Origin of the sequence: Fibrobacter succinogenes subsp. succinogenes S85 (genome assembly GCF_000146505.1) — a bacterium.
GTDB classification, from domain to species: Bacteria; Fibrobacterota; Fibrobacteria; order Fibrobacterales; family Fibrobacteraceae; genus Fibrobacter; species Fibrobacter succinogenes.
Map to the genome: position 1 here is coordinate 1,916,823 of NC_017448.1, position 20,905 is coordinate 1,937,727.

A 20,905-nucleotide genomic window follows, 5' to 3' on the forward strand; every position below is an offset into this window, starting at 1 on the left:
TTTAAAGCCAAAAGGAATACGCCAAATGACTAAAGAAGAAATTTTAGCGGGAGAATCCGAAATACTCGAATTTAAGAGGGACATTCCCGAGCAGAGTATCAAGTATATGAAAACCGTTGTCGCCTTTGCCAACGGCAAAGGCGGAACAATTGTATTTGGCGTAGATGACAAAACTCGCAAGGTCGTCGGCATAAAGAAGGTCGAAGTGTTTCAAAAGGCAGATGCTATTGCTGACGCCATCTTCAATAGCTGCGAACCAAAAATCAGACCCAACATCAACCTTCAGGAGATTGATAAAAAGTACATCATTGTTGTTACAATTCCCGTAGGCATGCAGCAACCCTACTACATAAAAAGTATGGGCATCACGGATGGAACTTTCGTCCGTGTCGCAGCCACAACGCGTGAAGCTGAGCGTTATATGCTCAAGGAATTGGTTCTTGAAGGGAATAACGAATCATTTGACCAACAGCCCATTGGCGAAAAAGTCGCAAAAGAAGAAATCGACGAACTATGCGATAAAATTTATGATTTCACTTCATCTTCTCTGAGCAAAAAAGAACGTCTCGCTTTGCGTAGACCAACCGTCAATCAACTACAATCGTGGAAATTGCTGAAGAAAGACGGGCGATCTTTGGTAGCAACTAACGGATTTCGGCTTTTGCAGGGAAACGCCGAAGAATATTCCGATGCAAAGATTCAATGTGCGGTATTTAAAGGGACAACGCGAGGCGACTTTTTGAAGCGTCAAAATATGGAAGGTCCGATTTTTGAACAAATTGAAGCCGCGTATCAGTTCGTAATACAAAATCTTCCTGCTCAATCCGAAGTGAAAGGGCTGTTTCGTCACGAAAAATATGCTTTGCCAGAAGCAGCGATCCGTGAAGTTATCGCTAACGCAGTATGCCATCGCAGCTATTTGATCCCCCGAAAAATACAGGTCGCTTTGTATGACGACAGGTTGGAAGTCACATCTCCAGGAACGCTAAACAAGGATATCACATTGGAAAAAATGCGTGAGGGAATGTCAAGCGTTCGTAATAAAGGCATTGCCGAAGCGTTCATTTACATGCGTATCGTAGAAACTTGGGGTAGCGGCATTCCAAATATTTTTAAAGCCATGCAAGAATACAACTTGCCAGAACCTGAAATGCAAGATTTTCATGGCGATTTCAGAATAACTCTTTCGTGGGACAGAAAGCTACCCAATCCTACCCAATTCCTACCCAATCCTACCCAATTCCTACCCAATCCTACCCAATATAGCGAAAAAGAGCTTTTGATTCTCCACGCCCTCAAAAATACCCCATCTATAACGCAAGGAGAACTGGCTCAATCATTGGGAATGGATACAAATCAAATAAAGTATTATCTTAACAAACTTAAGAACGGCTCAAATCCAGCAATCCGTCACATTGGTACAACACGTAACGGATATTGGGAAGTGTTAATAGAAATCTAGTAGGAATAAAAAAAATAGCTGCGTAAATTCGCAGGAAGTAGTAGGTTATGTAAAATTTTCTTACCCCTCTTGCCAGTTTTTTGGATATTAGGTACATTACATCTCAGCGCGTCATTCCGTAAAAAGGAATGATGCGCTTTTGCTTTATTTGGCTTTGCCATATTGCAAGGGCGCTCCCAGCAAAAATAATAAACACAGGAGACCCTATGACTAAAAAAGAAGTTACCACTTATTCTCAGCAGACGTTTGAAAAACTCAAGCACATTGATGAAAACGGGAATGAATTTTGGTACGCAAGAGAACTGCAAAAAGCCTTAGAATATACCGAATATGGCAAGTTTCTACCTGTGATAGAAAAGGCTATCGAAGCATGTCGGAAAACTGGCTTTGATGAGGGAAACCATTTCGCCCACGTGAGCGAGATGGTCAGAATCGGAAGCGGAGCAGAAAGAAAAATGGATAGCTACAAACTTTCCCGTTACGCTTGCTACCTGATTGTAATGAACGGGGACCCTCGCAAAGAAGTAATCGCTCTTGGACAAACATATTTCGCTGTTAAAACTCGTCAAAAGGAAATTTCTGATGAAGTCGCACAACTTTCGGAAGATGAAAAACGCCTAGCCATCCGTGACGAAGTAACGATTCGCAATAAATTCCTTGCCAGCTCCGCAAAAGCTGCCGGCGTCGAAACGCCCGTGGATTATGCTGTATTTCAGAATCGTGGATATCAGGGTCTTTATAACGGCTTGGGAATGAAGGATATCCACAAACGCAAAGGACTTAAGAAAAACGAACAAATACTGGACCACATGGGAGCTACAGAGCTTGCTGCAAATCTTTTCCGCATTACACAAACCGACGACAAACTCCGTCGTGAAAACATCAAGGGAAAAGAATTGGCAAATGAAACACATTTTGCCGTGGGCAAGAAAGTTCGCCAAACTATTGCTGAACTTGGCGGAACAATGCCAGAAAACCTACCCACTCCCAAGATCAGTGCCAAAAAGTTGAAACAGGAACGCAAGAAAGCCATTGCGAAGAAATAACAAATCTCGCCAAAAGAGTTCCCATTTCATTTTGACGCACCGATTGTTTCACTAGCGAAACACCGACCGTCACTTTCTGAAATACCAACTTCGCTTGCGCCCATTCAATCGCATTTTTCAGCCACCCGCGCACACATTTTTGCACTTTTTTCGCCGTCCCACCCACCAAAAACCGCATTTTTTCATCAAATTTCGCCATTTTTGCAATTTTCGCCATCACCTCACAAAAAAAATTTTCTGCGTAACTCTCAAAATCGAAAAAGTTGGCACGGCTTTAGCTTAAGGTAGGGTGTAAAACAAAAGGGCCAACGGTAAACGCCGAGCCCGCAACAAAAAGAGGTTAAAATTATGATGAACACACAGATCCTTCCGAACGCTTTCTATGGTATCCAGAACTTCATTGACAGCTTGAACGCCGCAAACGCACAGGGCGAAAGCACCTACACGCCGAAGGCTGACTACTACGAAACCGAAGGCGGCTTTGCTCTCGAAGTCGAACTTCCGGGTGTCAAGAAAGAAGACATGGACATCCAGGTCGAAAAGAATATCTTGACGGTCAAGGCTACCCGCGCACGCAAGGACGAAAAGTTCACTTACGAACGTAGCTTCCGCTTGGCCGACGATATCGATACCGACAACATTAAAGTCTCCTTGGAAAACGGTATCCTGAAATTCGATCTCTCCAAGAAAGCTCAGGCCGCAGCCCGCAAGATTACCATCGCCTAAAAAGCGATTGGGCTAACGCCTAAAATTTCATAAAGTCCTTTTTCATACCTCCTCCTTAGAACAACAGATTCCCGGCAGCGATGTCGGGAATTTTTATTGCCAAATTTTCTTTTTTGTGTTATATTTGAATTTGCAAATGATTCGCAAATTGTAATTTCACATTCCATATAAAGGATTCTTATGAAAAAAAATAAGAAACCGGTAATTCTCATTACTGGGTATTTGGGTTCTGGCAAAACGACACTTTTAAACAATATTCTCAAGCAAGAGAAGCGAAAAGTCGCCCTCATCGTGAATGATATGGGCAGCATCAACGTTGATGCCGAAATTTTAAAGAAGAACGGTTCAAATGTCACCGAATGTCCAATGTTTGAATTGCAAAACGGTTGCATTTGCTGCACTCTGCGCGATGAATTCATTCAGCAAATCGAGAAGATTTCCAATCTTGATTCTATCGAAGTCGTATTTGTTGAAGCCTCCGGCATCAGTGACCCCGGCGCCGTCAGCGCAAGCTTCCTCGCCTACGAAGATGAAAATCCCAACACGAACGTTTACTTAACTTCCATCGTCACGGTGGTCGATGCCGACCGTATTTACCGAGAATTTCTGAGCGACCTCAAGCTCAGAAAAGACGAAATGTTTAACGACATCGAACTTTCTCAAGAAGAAATATCAACGCTTATTGTTGACCAGATTGAATTTTGCAACTTCATCGCCTTGAACAAATGCGATTTGCTCAGCGAAGACCAACTGAAAGAAGTGGAATCCATCGTACGTGATTTCCAGACTCGCGCCCCGATCATCCGCTCGGTCAACGCCGAAATTGACATTGACAAGATTATGACGAAAAAGCCGTTCAACTACGGGCAAATAGACTCCTCGTCCGCAATCCAGAAGGCCATGGAAAGCCTAAAAAACCCCAGCCGTTCAAGCAGCGGTTGCGTTGATGAATACGGAATTTCTTCATTTGTCTTTGAAGCCCGCAAACCGTTCAACAGAGAACGCTTCATGGAATTTGTAAACAACCGCTACCCCACACAGCTCATCCGTTCCAAGGGCTACATCTGGTTCTCGGACTGCAGCCGCGACGTGCAACTTTTTGAACAGGCAGGTCGCAATTCGTCAGTAATGCCAGTTTCATATTGGATCGATGCACTCCAGGAAGACGTAAAGCAATCCTATATTGCAAGCAATCCCGAGCTCAAGGAAAACTGGGATTCCCGATTTGGCGACCGAGAAAACCAGGTCGTATTCATCGGAAGGGGCTACAACAAGGACGAGATCATGCTCGAACTTGAAAAGTGCCTGGACGAGCGGGCGATCGCCTAGTGGCATACTTGACAATCATTCTCAAATTGACTAAATTTCAATTTGGGAATGAATTGCATTTTCAAAGGCAATGGTGAAAATGGTTAAAACGGAATACAAAACACAGACTCGCCAGATGATTCTGGACTATATGGTCAAAAATCCTGACCGTATTTTCAAGGCTTCCGAAATTGCACAAAGTCTGCCCGATGTTTCGTTGAGCACCATCTACCGCAATTTGGCAAGGCTTGAAGAAGCAGGAATGGTGCAAATCGTTGGAGCCGAAAAGAACAACGAACTTCAATACCGCTATACAGGCCCGGGCCGCTGCGCCTCCAAGATGCACCTCGTCTGCAAAGACTGCGGAAAGTTTTTTCATCTGGAAGGTCCCGCGCTCCGCCTTTTGCAGCATTCCATTGAACGCCTGAATGGCTTCATTCTTGACCAGCAGCAATCGGTTTTACTCGGCCATTGCGCCGTTTGCAGCAGACAAAGGAAATAAATTGTTCCATTTATTTGACAAGTTGGTGGTAGCGATAGCGCTCTTTTACGCAGAGCACCGCACAGAACATCATTGTCATGGCGAGCATTGCCACGTCTGCCACCACATCCACCATTGTCTGGATATCATTTCAGAATTTTGTTTTGAGCTTGTTGAAGCTCCGATAGCATCAACTTGCCGTTGCTTTCTTTTTAAGTTGGTAAAGTTCGCAGTCATCGTACTGCGCCCGACAACGCTTGTTTCACAAAAAATATTACTGCTAAATTAATTTTCAAAGCAGAACAACAACACAACAAGCAGTTTTCCACAAAAATTCCAACATTCCCAAAAGGATAAAAATGAAAAAAATTTATTCTCTGGCCTGCGCCATTTTCGTCGCAGCCTTGTTCGCTTTTGTCGCCTGCAACGACGCTCCCCAAAACAACACCACCAAAGAAAGCAAGCTTTCTGTGGTCACCACCATCTTCCCCGAATTTTCTTGGGCAAAGTCCATTCTCGGTGATCAAACCAATTCCGTAGATCTCGCTTTGCTAATCAAGAACGGCATCGACCTGCACAGTTTCAAGCCGACCGCACAAGACATCGCAAAGATTGCAAGCGCCGACATGGTCATTTACGTTGGTGGTGAATCCGACGATTGGATTGAAAAAGCTCTTGAAGCAACACCGAAAAAAGGCCGCACAGAAATCAACTTGATGAAGGTTCTTGGCGACCGCGTAAAGGTGGAAGAAGTTGTCGAAGGCATGCAAGCCGAAGAAGAACACGAGCACCATCACCACGATGAAGAAGTCGAAAACGATGAACATGTTTGGCTTTCACTGAAAAATGCCGAAATAATCGTCAATAAAATTGCCGAAGAACTTTCCAAGCTTGATGCCGCCCACGCAACAGTCTACAAGCAAAACGCCGATGCCTACATTGCCCAAATCCAGTCCCTTGATAAAGAATATCGCGAGGCCGTCAATGGAGCCACCCGCAAGACGGTCCTCTTTGGTGACAGATTCCCATTTCGCTATCTGGTGGACGATTATGGTATTAAGTATTATGCCGCGTTTGTTGGTTGCTCCGCTGAGAGCGAGGCAAGTTTCGAGACCATCGCATTCCTCGCAGGAAAAATGGATGCAGAATCGCTTCCGGTAATTTTCACGATCGAGAACAGCAACGATAAAATCGCCAAGGCCGTCCTCGCTGCAAGCAAAAATTCCAAGAGCGCACAAATCCTCTCCATTAATTCAATGCAATCCATCACAGAAGCACAAATCGCAGGAGGCATAGATTACCTCTCGCTGATGAAATCCAATTTGGACGTTCTGAAAAAAGCATTGAACTAATTTCTCTCTTGCTAAGAATAAATCGCATGAATAACAATTTAAATACAAATTCCATAAGTCAAACAAAAAGCCCTTTACTCAAGTGCAGCAACATCACACTTGGTTACGGGAGCAAGAACATTGTAAACAACTTCAACTATACGATTCATTCAGGCGATTATCTTAGCATTATCGGTCGGAATGGTTGCGGCAAGACAACTTTTTTGCGCGGGCTCGCAGGCGTTTTGCACCCAAGAGCCGGCAAAATTGAACTCAGCAGCGGCCTAAAGCGAAACCAGATTGGTTACCTGCCACAAATAACAGTGACGCAAAAAGATTTTCCCGCATCTGTTGAAGAAATTGTTCTCTCGGCGTTCCAAGGGAAAAACCTTTTATTACCATTCTACGGGAAAGCCCTCCGCAAGCGTGCAGACGAGTGTTTGGAATTGACGCACGCCACAAATTTGCGCAAGGAAAGCTTCCGTGAACTTTCGGGAGGCCAAAAGCAGCGCGTTCTTTTAGCAAGGGCATTATGCGCTGCCGAAAGGCTTCTGCTTTTAGACGAGCCCGTCACTGGGCTCGATCCCGAATCATCGCAAAACATGTACAACATCATCAAGGACCTTCACGAAAACAAGAACATGACCATCGTGATGGTAACGCATGATATAGACGCCGCCCGCAACAACTCCACCCGAATACTGAACTTCAACGAAATAATGCAATAGTAACCTGTTTACTAACCACTAATCACTAACCACTTTGTAATGCTCGACAAACTCTTCTTCTACCTAGACTTCCCTTTTGTTCGTTATGCGATTATCGTAGGAACACTCATATCGCTGTGTTCCTCGCTTTTGGGAGTCACGCTCGTTCTAAAGCGCTATTCTTACATTGGCGACGGACTTTCACACGTTGCATTCGGAGCACTCGCAATCGCGGCAGTTCTTAAAGTCACGAACAACATGCTCATCATTTTGCCCGTGACCATCGTTGTAGCCATTTTGCTCCTCTGCGGAGGTAAAGACGCGCGAATCAAAGGCGACGCCGCCATTGCCATGGTATCGGCGGGGGCTCTAGCCATCGGCTATCTGCTAATGAACATTTTCTCGTCTTCGGCAAATATCGCAGGCGATGTTTGCACAACGCTTTTCGGTTCCATGTCCATTCTTACGCTCAAGCCGACAGACGTTTATCTTTGCGTAACCCTTTCTGCAATCGTCCTTGTCACATTCGTCCTCTTTTACCACAAGATTTTCGCCATCACCTTTGACGAAAATTTCGCACGAGCGACAGGCGTCAACGTCAATTTTTTCAACCTCCTTATCGCAATCATTATCGCAGCGATTATCGTCCTTGCCATGAATCTCGTCGGAGCTTTGCTCGTTTCGGCGCTCGTTGTTTTCCCCGCGCTTTCAGCCATGCGAGTTTTCAAAAGCTTTTTCACGGTAACAGTTGCTGCAGCCACAATTTCTGTAATCTGCTCACTTACAGGAATCATCGCCGCCATACTTGCCGGGACTCCTGTGGGTTCAACAATTGTCGCAGCAGACATAGTCGCATTCCTCATTTGCTTCATTGCAAGTACCCTTCGTAATAGGAGAATGTAATTTGCATAAAGCATTCACCATCATCCTCACAGCACTCGTTTTTACCGTATCTGCTTTTGCCAAAGTATCCACAAATACTCACGCCGATATTGATCTCACGCGCATGAGCAGTACCATGGTCTATTCCATAGTTTATCAAATGGTCACCGACCCACAAAAATACACCGGCAAGACCATCAAAATGAAAGGAATATTTTCAAGCTACGTTGACGAAGAGACAAACCGTCGCTTTTTCGGTTGCGTCATCAAGGACGCTCTCGCCTGTTGCTCGCAAGGTCTCGCTTTTGAGCTTGCCAAGCCACGTAAATATCCAAGCGAATATCCATCCGAAGGAGCATCCATCACCATCATCGGAACTTTTGAATTCGAAAAAGAAGAAGACGGAATCGGATTCCCGATTATCAAGGACGCCATACTTTTCAGATAATTTCGTAAATCAGTCCAATGATAAACCTATTGAACATGCGTAAATTCGCCATTGTGCTTATCGCGGCAAGCCTTTTGGCAATTGCCCAGCATCACCATGACGATTTTGACGGTCACGAAGACTGCCCTATTTGCGCATTGATTCACGAATGCGAAGACATTAAAGACCATACACCAGAAGTTACTGTTTTCTGGTTCATTCTTTTCCTTATAACTATACCACACCTCACACAAAAAACTTTTTCAACAATCCTTCATTACAGGCCACGCGGCCCGCCTAACATCTGTTTGGCATAACTCATCCAAAAAAAATAAAGAACACAAGTCCGCCTAATTACACCTCTTTAGGCGCTTTTGAAACGTTGTCTTAAAAAAAGCACAACTGTGCAAAAAAAAGGATTTATAATGAAAAAGATTCAATGCTTGGCAATAGCACTTCTCTGTTCACTCTTCGCCGCATGCAGCGACAGCAATTCCACCTCCACCGATCAGCACGAACACTTCGAAGCCGAAGGTTGGAACCTCTACTGGCCCGACAGGAAACTCGCCTACAGCGTTTACCAGGGCAAAGAAGACACAAGTCTTGAAACGCTCCGCGTCAATGCAAACTGCCTTAGCGAACATTTGACCGTTAAGTTCCTTGATGACGAAAAGAAAGAAGTTTCCGCACCCAAGGACGACGAGCACACACTCGGCTGGAGCATTGGCGACGAATCTATCCTCGACATCGAAGCATGTGGCAGCTGGGGTTTCCACTTAAAGGGCGTCAAGGAAGGCGAAACAACGTTGACGCTCAAGGTCAAGCACCACGATCATGCCGACGCACGTACGCCGGAAATTCGCGTCATTGTCGACAAAGCCTTGAAGGCAGAAGATTGCCCGTTCCAGGACGATGACGATGATGACTAACACCCTTTTTAGGGCTGTCATGGGGAGCCTCCTTTGCGGAGGCTTCCTTCATTTTTCTCTTGCCCAAGAATTTATCCAAGATTTAGGCAATTCAACAGTTATTGCCGAGCAATCTAGCGAAACAATTTTAAATGGCCTCCGCGAAGACGAAGTTTTAAAAGACGAAAAACTTAACCGCAAAATTTCTACAACTATCGCAGAGACTATAAAAAACGAGCCCGATATTGCCATCCGTTCGATGGGCCCTGCCGCCGCACGCCCTGTCATCAAGGGGCTTTCAAGCAGTCACGTCACGCTTACCGAAGACGGTTCCTTTTGCGGAGACATGAGCGCCACCTCGCCCGATCACGCCGTTGCATCCGAAGTCCTGACCGCACACAAATTGCGCATCACGCGCGGACCGCAAATTCTCGCACAATCTTTCGCCACCGCAGGCGGTGTCATTCAAGTCAATCACCAAGACATTCCCTACGATGATTCGCTTTTCCACAGCAACATTGCAAACTACGCCGAAACAGGCCAACCGGGATTCGCAACCGTTATCAGTGCAAATGCCAACGTTCACGGCGTTTCGCTCAAAGGTGAAGTTTCCGCCCGCAACATGGGCGACATGGAAACATCCAAAGGCACGCTCAAAAATACGGATATCGAAAACAGGAGCATCGCCATCGGTGCCGCCTACAGCCTCGAACACTTCAAATTCGGAGCATCCTTCCGCTCGTTCAATTCCGATTACGGCATTCCCGGCGGATTCATCGGTGGTCACCCCAACGGCGTAGACATTGAACTATCCAAACGCGATTTTACTTTGCAAGGACTGTACATTCCCGCAGCCCGCCCCGACACACTGAACGTCATCTTCCGTTACAATCAATACCACCACAAGGAATTTGAGACAAAGAAATACGTCGGTGCAGAATTCGCTGTCAATCAGGCAAACTTGCGCATTGAAAAATTCATCGCCAATAGCGGTCCATTTTTCGGCATCCACCTCGGTACAGAACTAGACAGCCGCTCTGTCGAAATGGGCGGTTACGTCTTTACACCACCCACCAATTCTTACGCCGCATCGCTATTTTCCATCGCTAGCATAAACGGATGGGATGGTTTAGAAATCACCTTATCCGCACGACTTGGCGGAGCATTTTTCAGGCCACGCGAAAGCGTCGTTGCAGACAAAGACGCTATTGAAGACCGCAATTTTGCACTATGGGCTTTCGCTGCCGAATTTTCACAAATCGTCGCCCCCGGGAAATTCCTGACTCTTGATGTTTTCCGCACCACACGCGCCCCGACCATCGAAGAACTCTACAACCAAGGTCCGCATCTCGCCGCCTACACTTACGAACGCGGCTATCACAAGCTCGATGATGAAAGCGGTTACGGAGCAGAACTCGAATTTCGAGATTACGGCGAGCACTTCAACTGGCGAGCCTCAACACACATCACCTGGTTCCTGAATCACTTGGCACCACGCGCCACTGGAGACACCAACTGGTCCCAACTTTTGCCGATTTATCAAGTCAGCGGAGACGACGCGCTCCTCATGGGCGCAAACGCATCCATCGAGACTTCTGCAGAGCAGGGATTCTATGCCCAAGCAGGCGCAAGTTATGTTTGTGGATTCTACCAGAACGAAAACTGGAGCGATATGCCACAAATTCCGCCGTTCCATTTTCACGCCGAAATGGCTTACATCTGGCAACACGTCCGCGCAGGAATTAACACGGAATTTGCGCTCGCGCAAAACCGCCTAGACCGCTACGAACAACGCACACCCGGCTATATCACGTTTGGTGCGCTCCTAGAATTCCACTGGTCGCTTGCACTCGCCAATTACAGCATTGTCCTCCGTGGCGATAACGTGTTCAACGCCGACGTACGCAACCATCTTTCTCGACTCAAATCCGTCATGCCCGAGAAAGGACGCAATATAAGCATCCTCGCAAAAGTCGAGATTTAGTGGCAAAGCGGTGGCGATTATGGTCTTTCTCGCGCGATATTTGTATATTCTTTAGCGTAAAAAAGAAGAATTACGATGGCCGATAAAGAATTGCTTGATAAAGAAGTTTTAAAGACCGTTAGCCGCATTGAACTTTCCGTGCGCGGCACGCTCGACACCGTGATGACCGGAGCTTACCACAGTTCCTTCAAAGGGAACGGTATGGAATTCAGCGAAGTTCGCGAATACATGCCCGGCGATGACGTGCGCACAATTGACTGGAACGTGACCGCTCGAACCGGCACGCCTTACGTCAAAAAGTTCATCGAAGAACGCGAAATGACTATGCTCCTCATGGTCGATGCTTCAAGCAGCTCCGAATTTGGTTCTGGCAAGCAAATGAAGGGCGAAGTCATGGCAACGCTCACGGCTCTCCTCGCCTTTGCGGCCATCAAGAATAACGACAAGGTCGGCCTCCTCATTTATACCGATCAGGTCGAACTTTTCATCCCGCCCGAAAAAGGCCGCAAGCACGTATTGCGCCTCATCCGCGAAATTCTTTACTTCAAGCCGCAACACCATGGCACCAATACGCAAGTAGCCTTGGAATATGCCGGCAAGATTTTGAACCGCAAAGCTGTCGTTGTCGTAATGAGTGACTTTTTGGATGAAGGTTTCGAAAACGCATTCAAGATTTTGCGCAAGCGCCATGACGTTCTCGCCGTGTCCGTCGTTGACCCGCGCGAAATGGAACTTCCGCCCGCAGGCCTCGTAGAACTCGAAGACCCCGAAACCGGCGAAACGCTTTTAATCGACACTGGCGATGCCGCCTTCCGCGAAGCATTCGCCCGCGAAGCCAAACGTCAAGGCAAAGCCACCAAGGAACTCTTCCAGCGCATGTCCATTGACTTTGTCCGCATCGAGACTCACGACGACTTCAAGGAAACCGTCGCCCCGCTCATCGAGCACTTCCGCCGCCGCGCTCGCGCTGCCAGCCGGTAACGCGAAAGCCGCAAGAATGTAAAGCAAAAGCCGTGCGACTTTAAACCGTCGCCGGTCTATACCCGAGCAATTTCATGCTATAAAGCGCAGTGCCCTTGCTGATGCTACGAACACCTGTTGCATATCCGAAAATTTTTCGAAGCGGCACGTCAGCTTTCAAAAAGTGCGTTTTGCCATCGCCTTCGATTTCTTTCACTTTGCCGTCACGGGCCTGGATATCACCCGTCACAAGCCCCGCAAAATTCACAGGGCATTCGAGTGAAAGTTCCATCACAGGTTCATACAATTGCACATCAGCAGGTTTCACGAGCTTTGCCACCGCATCCGCACAGCATTTCTTGATCATCGGCGGGAGCGCCCCTTCCGTCCATTCAAAGCGATGGACTTCAAAACGCACACCCACAAGCGGGCCCTTGCCGAGCACGCCAACTTCAGTCGATTCCAAAAGTGCCGAGCGCACGCCTGCCAAAATTTCAAGCGGAGCCTTTTCCATAAATTCCGCAGACAAGCGAATGTCATGCGCATCGCCTTCTAGCGGAGATGCCGAAATACTGATGGCCATTTTGTGCGGGCCAATCTGGAATGTATTTTCGGCAGGTCCAACTTCGCGGCACAAACGTTCTTGCCACCGCACCTCAGGGCTCCCTGCACGCACTTCGCAACCAAATTCACGTTTGAGGCGAGCGAGCAAAACATCAAGCTGCACCTCGCCCACGGTATGCAAATACCAGAATCCGCCATCGTCCTTTTGCACGCGGAAACTCGGATCCATTCGTGCAAGCACTGAGAGGCTGCGTTCCACGTGGGCATAATCTTCCGTGCGTACGCATTCCACACGTGTTTGCAACAATGGCAAATAATTTTCGCTGATTGACGGCGCGGCATTCCCCGCCGCACTCTCGTCTCTCGTCTCTCGTCTACCATCTAACCAAATCACCTGCCCGAGTTCCGTTTCAAACGGCGAGACCATCGCATAAATATCGCCCGAACGGATTTCATCCACAGGCAAAAGCATATTCGCCTTGAGCCTTGAAAATTCAAAACCCGCCGGCCAATCGCGACGCAACAAATCCACGTGACTGCGGAACAGCGAAATCTCGCCCACGCCACGGAAATGTCTCAAGCGCACAACTTGCCCAAGCTCATTTTTTACAAACGTCGGGACTTCCGGCAAAAAGAACGAAAGCGCCGTCACAAGGCTGCGAATGCCAAAGCCTTCCAGCGCAGAACCCGCATAACAAATCACGTACTCATCGCTAGCCGCAAGAGCTTTGAGCCCACGCAAAAGCATCTTCGGCGGCACCGGCTTATTTTCAAGCGCAAGTGACAAAATTTCATCGTCAAAATTGCTTGCAAATTCCACCGCTTCATCGTAATACTTTTTCAAAAGCGCACGTTCTTCCGCCGCACCCGCATCCGATTCCCAACCGTCATCGAGAACTTCCGCGCCCGATTCCGAATGCACCAAGCGGCTCTGGCTCAGCACATCGAGCATCGCGCACATCTTGCCATTTTTAAACTGCGGCACAGACATGAGCACCGGGCGCACGCCAAGCGTTTCTTCAATGTTGATGAGCGTTTCATCCAGCGAGTAATCGGGATTATCGAGCTTATTTACAAACAAAATCGTACGCACGCGAGATTCGCGCAACTTGCGAAATGAAGCAAGCGTCTGCGTTTCAACGCCACTTGCGGCACTCACCACAAGCACAGCGCCTTCCACAGCCGTAAGCGCCATATCGACTTCGGCACCAAAGTCGACATGCCCCGGCGTATCAATAAAATTGAACCATGTATTTTTCCATTCGAAATGCGCCACGCCACTTTCAATCGTGATGCCACGTTCCTTTTCTTCGGGCATGTAGTCCATCGTGGCTAAGCCATCTTCCACACGCCCTGGGCGGTGAATCTCGCCCGCCGCGAAAAGGATTCTCTCAGAAAGTGTCGTCTTGCCCGCATCAACGTGGGCGAGAATGGCAATATTTCGAATCGGCTGTTTCATAAGCCCAAAGATACATTTTTACCGGTTCATGAACGAGAGTTTCAGCGCATTCTTGTAGAGTCGATTTGCCCAAGCTTCGTGACCCGAAGATTCACCATAAAGGTCATCCAGAATCGTCCGGATTCCCGCCACACCGCCACCTTTTTTCAAGATGTACACCACAAGCAGGCTAATCACACCCAGCGACGAATTGATAATGTCCAAGTCCGTATTTGCAAGCTGAAACGCTGCCAAATGGTACGCATCATCGGAATCCTCCTTGATGAGTTTATCTACATCTGCAAGCGTTTCAAAGCGTAAGAACTTCAGCGCCTTCAAAAAAGGCATCATCGACGACTCGTGAATTTCCGCCTGGTTGATTGCCGCAATACGCTGGTTCAACTTATCAAACGGTCGCAATTTCAGGTAATTCGTAAACGAGTCGCCGTTCAGCGCCACCTCATCAAAGCGTCCCGAATGCACAAGCGACTGCACATGATACCTGTAATTATTGATATCCGTACGAATCTTGCAGAACTGCTCATCAACAAGTTCCAACATTCCCGCCAAGCGGTTCAAATTGCGCAAGTATTCACGAGGAATTTCAAAGCCCGACTTGTAACCCGTATCGTGGTCTAGCGTTGCCCACACATGTTGCAATGCCGTACGCATCTGAATTTCAAATCGAATTTCATTGAGTTCAGGGTACTCCGGATCTTCGAACAAAGCTTTCGGAATGGTACATATAAAATGCAACGAGTTATAGCCAAAACTATCGAGTTCGTGCATTTTGCGCTTGTCAACGCTATTTCTCCAGTCAATTTCAAACAAGCTCTCGACAAGCGCTGCGATTTTATCCACATCGTCGTTATAGAACGCAATCACGCGAGCACCCAAAATGTCCGTCAAATCAGTCAGAGACTTATACTTGCCATTTTTACGTTCAAGCTTTTCGGCAAGGCTTGCTTCTGCCTTGATTCGCGCTTCAACGGCAGTCACATAGATATTGTTCTCTGCCACTTTTTTCTTGAGCAAATCGCAGACAAAATCCCTCATTTTTTCAAAAACAGGGAGCTTATCGCGATAATCTTCAAGAATCATCGTTTCTGCAGGATTCAACCCATATTTTTCAACAGAGTCTTCACTCATTATCTTCTACCGCCAAATATTTTTTCAATAAGGTCCGTAAATTCTGCATACGCAAAAGTACCTTCGAGTTCTTTCAACGATGCAGCCAAACCGCGATAATGCCACTCGTGTTCCTTAATATCGGTCACGTGGAAAATTTTCCAGAGTTCATCGCCTTTTTGGACAAAATCACGATAAATGATTCTTGCATTGCTGAGTTTATCGCCCATCGCCACAATCTTTGCATCGCGACTGGCCCCTGCCAAGCGGTCAATTGCCGCCTGCTTGCGAGAATGCCAAGAATCCGATTCGCTCACGCCTTCCATGAACACGTCCGATTCTTCTTCCACAAGTTTCGCCACGCGCGGTCCAAACTCGCGACTGATATCATCCAAAGTAACAGACGTATCTTCAACGGTATCGTGCAAAGCGGCAGCCGCCATCAATTCCTGGTCATCCGTCATAGTCGCTACAATTTCCACAGCTTCCATCGGGTGAACAATGTAGGGAAAGCCTTTTCCGCGGCGACCCGTACCAGCATGCGCCTTGACCGCAAAAACAATTGCCTTGTCGAGAACAGAAGTATCCATTTTTAGTCCTCCAGGAAGTACTGAACATTGGTCACAACGCGCACGTTCTTGATAAACGGCGTATTTTCATCACGGTCGCTAATGGAGAACTGTCCCTGCGTTGCTGTCTTGATTTTACCGAGCTTGCTTTCGGAATCCGTCGCAAACTTTTCAGCAGCAGCACGGGCGTTCTTGTTCGCTTCGTCAATCATCGCGGGCTTGATTTCGTTCAGGCCATTGAAACTGTAAATTTTGCGGTAGCGGTAATCATCGCCACTGAATGCAATTCCCTGTTTCAAAAGTTCGCCCTGCTTGCCCATGATTTCACGGACGCGATCTACATTCTTCGATGCAACCGTCGTCACCACTGTTGCAATGTAGCGGAACGGACGACGGTTATCGCCATAGCGTTCGCCTTGGGCATCTTCAATTTCCGGAGCAGACCAGCTGATTTCAGCCGCATCCACGCCATTATCGCGCAAGAACTTTGCAAGCGTTGCATTTTTCGTCTGCACGGCATCGTGAATCAATGAAAGGTCATTCCCGACTTCTTTGTACACAATAGGCCAAATCACAAAATCGGCCTTGACCTCGCGTTCCGAGAGTCCCCGGACCGACACAACACGGTCCCTATCTTTCGTGTGGATCATAGCGCAATAGAGGAATGCGCCAAGCCCGAGAATACCAATAGCCAACAATAAAGCTTCTTTAACTCTAGACATATATTTCTCCTTCGCCGCGAAACACCCACGGCTATAAGTTTAATATACAATCTTGAGTAGTTAGTAGTCACTGGTCAATGGTCATTAGCCGCAAACATCCCCTATTTTCTCTCGTCTCTCGTCTCTAGTCTCTAGTCTAATTTCTAAATTTTCCCCCGTAACAAAAACCCGCGTGTGCGGAAAGGATAATCTATGTCTAAACTGACTGATTCTAAGGAATGGAAGGCCCTCGAGGCCCATGCCGAAGTCGCCAAGACTTGGCAGATGAAGGAACTCTTCGCGAAGGACCCGACTCGCGCCGACAAGTTCAGCGCCGAAGCCTGCGGACTCTTCCTCGACTACTCCAAGAACATCATCACCGACGAAACCATGGCAAAGCTCCAGGACCTCCTGAAGTCTGCCAATTTCGAAGACATGCGCGCCAAGTACTTTGCTGGCGAAAAGATTAACACCACCGAAAAGCGCGCCGTGCTCCACACCGCACTCCGCTACAAGGGTAACGATCCGATTTGCGTCGATGGCAAGGATGTCATGCCTGAAGTTCGCGCCGTGCTCAAGCACATGGAAGATTTCACGCATCTCGTCCGTAGCGGCAAGTGGAAAGGCCAAAGCGGCAAGTCCATCAAGTACGTTGTCAACATCGGTATCGGCGGTTCCGACCTCGGTCCGGTGATGGTCACCGAAGCTCTCAAGCCGTATGCAGAAAAGCCGATCGCAGGCGAAACTTCTCCGGAAGTCTACTTCGTTTCTAACATCGACGGCACCCACATGGCCGAAACCCTCAAGAAGGTGAACATTGAAGAAACGCTCTTCATCGTTGCTTCCAAGACGTTCACGACTCTTGAAACCATGACGAACGCCGAAACTGCAAAGGCCGCCGTCCTCAAGGCATTTGGCGGTGACAAGTCCGCTATCGCAAAGCACTTCGTCGCTCTCTCCACCAACACCGAAGCCGTTACCGAATTCGGTATCGACCCGGCAAACATGTTCGAATTCTGGAACTGGGTTGGCGGCCGCTATTCCCTGTGGTCTGCAATCGGTCTTTCCATCAGCCTCCGCATCGGCTTCGAAAACTACATGAAGCTCCACCAGGGCGCTTACGAAATGGATCAGCATTTCAAGACCGCTCCGGCTGACAAGAACCTCCCGGTCATCCTCGCCCTCATCGGCGTTTGGTACAACAACTTCTTTGGCGCATCCAGCTACGCCATGCTCCCGTACGACCAGTACCTCCACCGCCTCGCCGCCTACTTCCAGCAGGCAGACATGGAATCCAACGGCAAGACCGTTGACCGCGATTCCAAGCGCGTGAACTACCAGACGGGTCCGATCCTCTGGGGCGAACCGGGTACGAACGGCCAGCACGCCTTCTACCAGCTCATCCACCAGGGCACCAAGATGATTCCGTGCGACTTCATCGCCCCGGCAAACAGCCACAACAAGATTGGCGATCACCACCAGAAGTTGCTCTCCAACTTCTTCGCTCAGCCGGAAGCATTGATGAACGGCAAGACTCTCGCCCAGGCTCAGGAAGAACTCCGCGCCGCCGGCAAGTCCGAAGAAGAAATCGCATTTCTCGCTCCGCACAAGGTATTCGAAGGCAACAAGCCGACGAACTCCATCATGATGGACTACGTGAGCCCGGAACGCCTTGGCGCTCTCATCGCCATGTACGAACACAAGATCTTCACGCAGGGCGTTATCTGGAACATCAACAGCTACGACCAGTGGGGTGTTGAACTCGGTAAGCAGCTCGCCAAGAAGATCCTCCCGGAACTTGCAAAGGCCGACGCAGAACTCCACCACGACAGCTCCACCAACGGACTGATCAAGTGGTTCAAGGCTCACCAGGCTTAATCAAGACCTTTATAGAAAAAGCCGCAGCACTCCGCTGCGGCTTTTTTTTTGTACTCAATCTTACGCGTCCTAAACTTCCACGCCTTTTTCCTTGAGCACCGCCATCACCTCGTCATACGGGAGCGGCTTCGAGAAATAATAACCCTGCACGCGGTCGCATCCGATTTCCTTCAAAAAGTCTAGATGTTCCTTTATCTCCACACCTTCCGAAAGCGTGCCAATATGCAATAGCTTAGCCATTTCCACAATGGCGCGGATAATCACCTTGGACTTTTCCGAGAAGTTCCGCAAGAACATCATGTCAATTTTCAAAAAGTCGAAATCGTAATCTTTCAGCACGTTCAACGACGAGAATCCCGAACCAAAGTCATCCATCCAGACTTCAAATCCGTCATTTTGGAAACGCGTCACCTGTTCACGGATATAGCCATCCTCGTCACCGTCCAGCACGGATTCCGTAATCTCGATATGGATCATCTCATGCGGCACGTTATATTCTTTAGTCAACCGCGTGAGTTCCTTATAAATGTCACTCAGCTTAAAGTCCAGACGCGAAAGGTTGAACGAAATCGGAACGCACTTGTTCCCCAAATTCGTTTCCACACGGTATTTTTCGCAAATTTTCTTGAGCACGAACAAGTCCAATTTCTGGATCAAGTGAGCGTCTTCTAAAACGCCTACAAAATCAAGCGGCGGCAAGAATCCGTGCTCCGGGTCATCCCAACGGGCAAGCGCTTCAAAGCCACAAAGCTTGTTCGTATTGATATCCACGACGGGCTGATAAAAGACCTTGATGTATTCCTTTTCTACAGCCTCGTCAATGTGTGCAATCAAGTACATTTTCAAGCGTTCACGGGCGCCCATTTCATCGGCATAAACGGCGACATATTCATCGTAGACGCCCTTGGTCGTCGCTTCGGCAAGGCGAGCCCGCATAAAGCAACGTTCTACGTTTTCATTTTCAACACGCTGCACATACACGCCCGCCTTGAGCTCTAGCACACCTTGAGTCGAGAAGCTACGAATCTTGTCATGCGCTTCCTTGATTTTTGCCTTCATCCCGGAGGCATCACCTACAACGCGGAACGTATCGCACGACACATGCGTCACATAGCGCTCGCCAAACAGCGTCTTAAACGTATCCGCCATGAACTTCAGCGCACCGTCACCTTCTTCAAAGCCAAACCTCTCGTTAAAGGCCTTGAAATTTTCCAAATCAAAAGCGACAAACGCATAGCGTTTCCTCGGGTTCCTAAAGAGCAAGTCCTGCACGTAGTTTGAGAACAGAAGCGCATTCGGGAGCCCCGTCAGCTTGTCATGGTTACGCGCAATTTCCGCCTGTTGCGTCAAGCGCACCGTCCTGAAAATAAGCTTCACCGCAATCGTAAGCGTAAGCCAGAAGAACCACGATACAAAGACAAGGTAATTCAAAAATTCAGGAGTTACCTCAATCATGCGCACGCACACATACATGGCGAGGTTCACTAGCATACTAAATAACGTGACAAAACCCAAGAACCCAAAGCGCGCAAAGATTTGCGTGTTACGGACAAATAAAAGTTCATTCCAAAGGAGTTTCCACCAAATGAAAATTGCAACCAAGTTTACTAGGGCAGCACCAACCTGCGTCTTGCCCACCACCATGCCGAGGTAACCCACACCGACAGATGCCGAAAGCATGAACAGCGATGGAGACCAGTGGATCGAAAGCACCTTCCCAAAAACAAAAATCGCCACAGGAATCAGAATGACGCGGCTCATGTAGTCCACTATCACGTCGAGCAATAACGGAACCTCGCCCATCATGCACCCAAGCAAGTGCATCATCCCGTGATAAATCAAGTCCGAATAAATCATGTAGGGGGTCAGCGAAAAAACGGCACCCCAAAAAAGAACATTCTTCAAGTTCTGTTTTTCACCAAGCGCAGCCAGCGTAAAAAGCAAAAACCCGCTCGCCAACAGCGACGGAAAAAAGAACACATGATTTGCGTAATCCAGAAAATTTATCATTGCTATACCCTAGAGCATCATAAATATAATGTATAATCCCATCCCGTGTACGCAGATGGTGAAAAAACGCACATTTTGGGCGCTATACATTGGAATAAATACTAGGATTTACTTCACTTTACTAAAATCAAGCCTATCATCAACCGGAATCGGTTCATTCTGGTTTTGAACATTGACGTCCACCGGCTCGGGCGTACCAAGCTTCCGTCGGAGGCGCAGGCATTTTTGCCATTTGAGCGGACTGGTCATCGCGGCCATCCTTTCTCAGCTGCATTTCATCTGAATTATTGCCGACGCCGATTACAGCAGGGCAGCCCCTCGGATTATCGCACGCACAACCTAAAACAAACAAAGCAAAAGCAATTAAAACAAATTTCATGATTTTAATATACAAA

General features: G+C 47.9%; 21 protein-coding genes. 13 read left to right on the top strand and 8 right to left on the bottom strand.

The window, feature by feature from the left end; genetic code table 11:
* Positions 1-25 precede the first annotated feature (25 nt).
* The gene (locus FSU_RS07820) at positions 26-1,462 is read left to right on the top strand and encodes an RNA-binding domain-containing protein (protein ID WP_014545909.1); all 1,437 of its coding nucleotides are present in this window, start codon (positions 26-28) and stop codon (positions 1,460-1,462) included.
* A 206-nt stretch (positions 1,463-1,668) separates the two neighbouring features.
* Positions 1,669-2,508 (top strand): DNA damage-inducible protein D, encoded by an 840-nt coding sequence (gene dinD / locus FSU_RS07825; RefSeq protein WP_014545910.1) that lies wholly within the window; start codon positions 1,669-1,671, stop codon positions 2,506-2,508.
* On the opposite strand, the gene FSU_RS16300 is transcribed toward dinD, so the two are convergent.
* The gene (locus tag FSU_RS16300) at positions 2,456-2,725 is read right to left on the bottom strand and encodes a hypothetical protein (protein WP_155808737.1); all 270 of its coding nucleotides are present in this window, start codon (positions 2,723-2,725) and stop codon (positions 2,456-2,458) included. The two genes, dinD and FSU_RS16300, sit on opposite strands and share 53 nt — an antisense overlap.
* 131 nt (positions 2,726-2,856) lie before the next feature.
* Between FSU_RS16300 and FSU_RS07830 the strand changes: the two genes are divergently transcribed.
* The 7 genes from FSU_RS07830 (at position 2,857) to FSU_RS07860 (ending at position 8,391) form a co-directional block, all read left to right on the top strand.
* The gene (locus FSU_RS07830; RefSeq protein ID WP_014545911.1) at positions 2,857-3,234 is read left to right on the top strand and encodes an Hsp20/alpha crystallin family protein; all 378 of its coding nucleotides are present in this window, start codon (positions 2,857-2,859) and stop codon (positions 3,232-3,234) included.
* 180 nt (positions 3,235-3,414) lie between these two features.
* Positions 3,415-4,563 carry a CobW family GTP-binding protein gene (locus FSU_RS07835; RefSeq protein ID WP_014545912.1) on the top strand — a complete coding sequence of 383 codons (1,149 nt, stop codon included), beginning with the start codon at positions 3,415-3,417 and terminating at the stop codon, positions 4,561-4,563.
* Positions 4,564-4,642: 79 nt separating this feature from the next.
* A complete protein-coding gene (locus FSU_RS07840; RefSeq protein ID WP_014545913.1) occupies positions 4,643-5,044 on the top strand; it encodes a Fur family transcriptional regulator in 402 nt (133 codons plus the stop codon).
* A 338-nt stretch (positions 5,045-5,382) separates the two neighbouring features.
* Entirely contained in the window at positions 5,383-6,375 is a 993-nt protein-coding gene (locus FSU_RS07845) for a metal ABC transporter substrate-binding protein (RefSeq protein WP_014545914.1), read from the top strand.
* Positions 6,376-6,401: 26 nt separating this feature from the next.
* A complete protein-coding gene (locus FSU_RS07850; protein WP_014545915.1) occupies positions 6,402-7,082 on the top strand; it encodes a metal ABC transporter ATP-binding protein in 681 nt (226 codons plus the stop codon).
* 39 nt (positions 7,083-7,121) lie between these two features.
* Positions 7,122-7,964, top strand: coding sequence for a metal ABC transporter permease (locus tag FSU_RS07855; RefSeq protein WP_014545916.1), 843 nt, complete (start codon positions 7,122-7,124; stop codon positions 7,962-7,964).
* A 1-nt stretch (position 7,965) separates the two neighbouring features.
* Positions 7,966-8,391: a hypothetical protein gene (locus FSU_RS07860; RefSeq protein WP_014545917.1), complete on the top strand. Its 426-nt coding sequence runs from the start codon at positions 7,966-7,968 to the stop codon at positions 8,389-8,391.
* 26 nt (positions 8,392-8,417) lie between these two features.
* On the opposite strand, the gene FSU_RS16470 is transcribed toward FSU_RS07860, so the two are convergent.
* Complete coding sequence (locus tag FSU_RS16470; protein WP_208854515.1) at positions 8,418-8,561, bottom strand: hypothetical protein; 144 nt, start codon at positions 8,559-8,561, stop codon at positions 8,418-8,420.
* A gap of 234 nt (positions 8,562-8,795) precedes the next feature.
* Here FSU_RS16470 and FSU_RS07865 point away from each other — a divergent pair, with 234 nt between their 5' ends.
* From FSU_RS07865 to FSU_RS07875, 3 genes are all read left to right on the top strand, one after another.
* Entirely contained in the window at positions 8,796-9,299 is a 504-nt protein-coding gene (locus tag FSU_RS07865) for a hypothetical protein (protein ID WP_015731943.1), read from the top strand.
* On the top strand, positions 9,289-11,262 hold the full coding sequence (locus FSU_RS07870; RefSeq protein WP_015731944.1) for a TonB-dependent receptor: 1,974 nt from the start codon (positions 9,289-9,291) through the stop codon (positions 11,260-11,262). Before FSU_RS07865 ends, FSU_RS07870 begins: the two co-directional genes overlap by 11 nt.
* A 75-nt stretch (positions 11,263-11,337) precedes the next feature.
* On the top strand, positions 11,338-12,243 hold the full coding sequence (locus FSU_RS07875) for a DUF58 domain-containing protein (RefSeq protein WP_014545921.1): 906 nt from the start codon (positions 11,338-11,340) through the stop codon (positions 12,241-12,243).
* A 40-nt stretch (positions 12,244-12,283) separates the two neighbouring features.
* On the opposite strand, the gene FSU_RS07880 is transcribed toward FSU_RS07875, so the two are convergent.
* From FSU_RS07880 to FSU_RS07895, 4 genes are read right to left on the bottom strand one after another with little or no spacing between them, the layout of a single operon-like run.
* Complete coding sequence (locus FSU_RS07880; RefSeq protein WP_014545922.1) at positions 12,284-14,245, bottom strand: GTP-binding protein; 1,962 nt, start codon at positions 14,243-14,245, stop codon at positions 12,284-12,286.
* 18 nt (positions 14,246-14,263) lie between these two features.
* Positions 14,264-15,373 (bottom strand): GTP pyrophosphokinase, encoded by a 1,110-nt coding sequence (locus FSU_RS07885; protein ID WP_014545923.1) that lies wholly within the window; start codon positions 15,371-15,373, stop codon positions 14,264-14,266.
* Positions 15,373-15,942, bottom strand: a complete 570-nt coding sequence (locus tag FSU_RS07890; RefSeq protein WP_014545924.1) for an HD domain-containing protein — start codon at positions 15,940-15,942, stop codon at positions 15,373-15,375. The genes FSU_RS07885 and FSU_RS07890 overlap by 1 nt, the downstream gene beginning before the upstream one ends.
* Positions 15,943-15,944: 2 nt before the next feature.
* Positions 15,945-16,643: an SIMPL domain-containing protein gene (locus tag FSU_RS07895; protein ID WP_014545925.1), complete on the bottom strand. Its 699-nt coding sequence runs from the start codon at positions 16,641-16,643 to the stop codon at positions 15,945-15,947.
* Between the two features lie 192 nt (positions 16,644-16,835).
* Here FSU_RS07895 and pgi point away from each other — a divergent pair, with 192 nt between their 5' ends.
* On the top strand, positions 16,836-18,500 hold the full coding sequence (gene pgi / locus FSU_RS07900; protein WP_014545926.1) for a glucose-6-phosphate isomerase: 1,665 nt from the start codon (positions 16,836-16,838) through the stop codon (positions 18,498-18,500).
* 69 nt (positions 18,501-18,569) lie between these two features.
* Here the strand turns inward: pgi and FSU_RS07905 are convergent, their stop codons facing one another.
* Positions 18,570-20,510, bottom strand: coding sequence for a GGDEF domain-containing phosphodiesterase (locus FSU_RS07905; protein WP_014545927.1), 1,941 nt, complete (start codon positions 20,508-20,510; stop codon positions 18,570-18,572).
* Between the two features lie 154 nt (positions 20,511-20,664).
* Positions 20,665-20,889 (bottom strand): hypothetical protein, encoded by a 225-nt coding sequence (locus FSU_RS16305; protein WP_155808741.1) that lies wholly within the window; start codon positions 20,887-20,889, stop codon positions 20,665-20,667.
* Positions 20,890-20,905 lie beyond the last annotated feature (16 nt).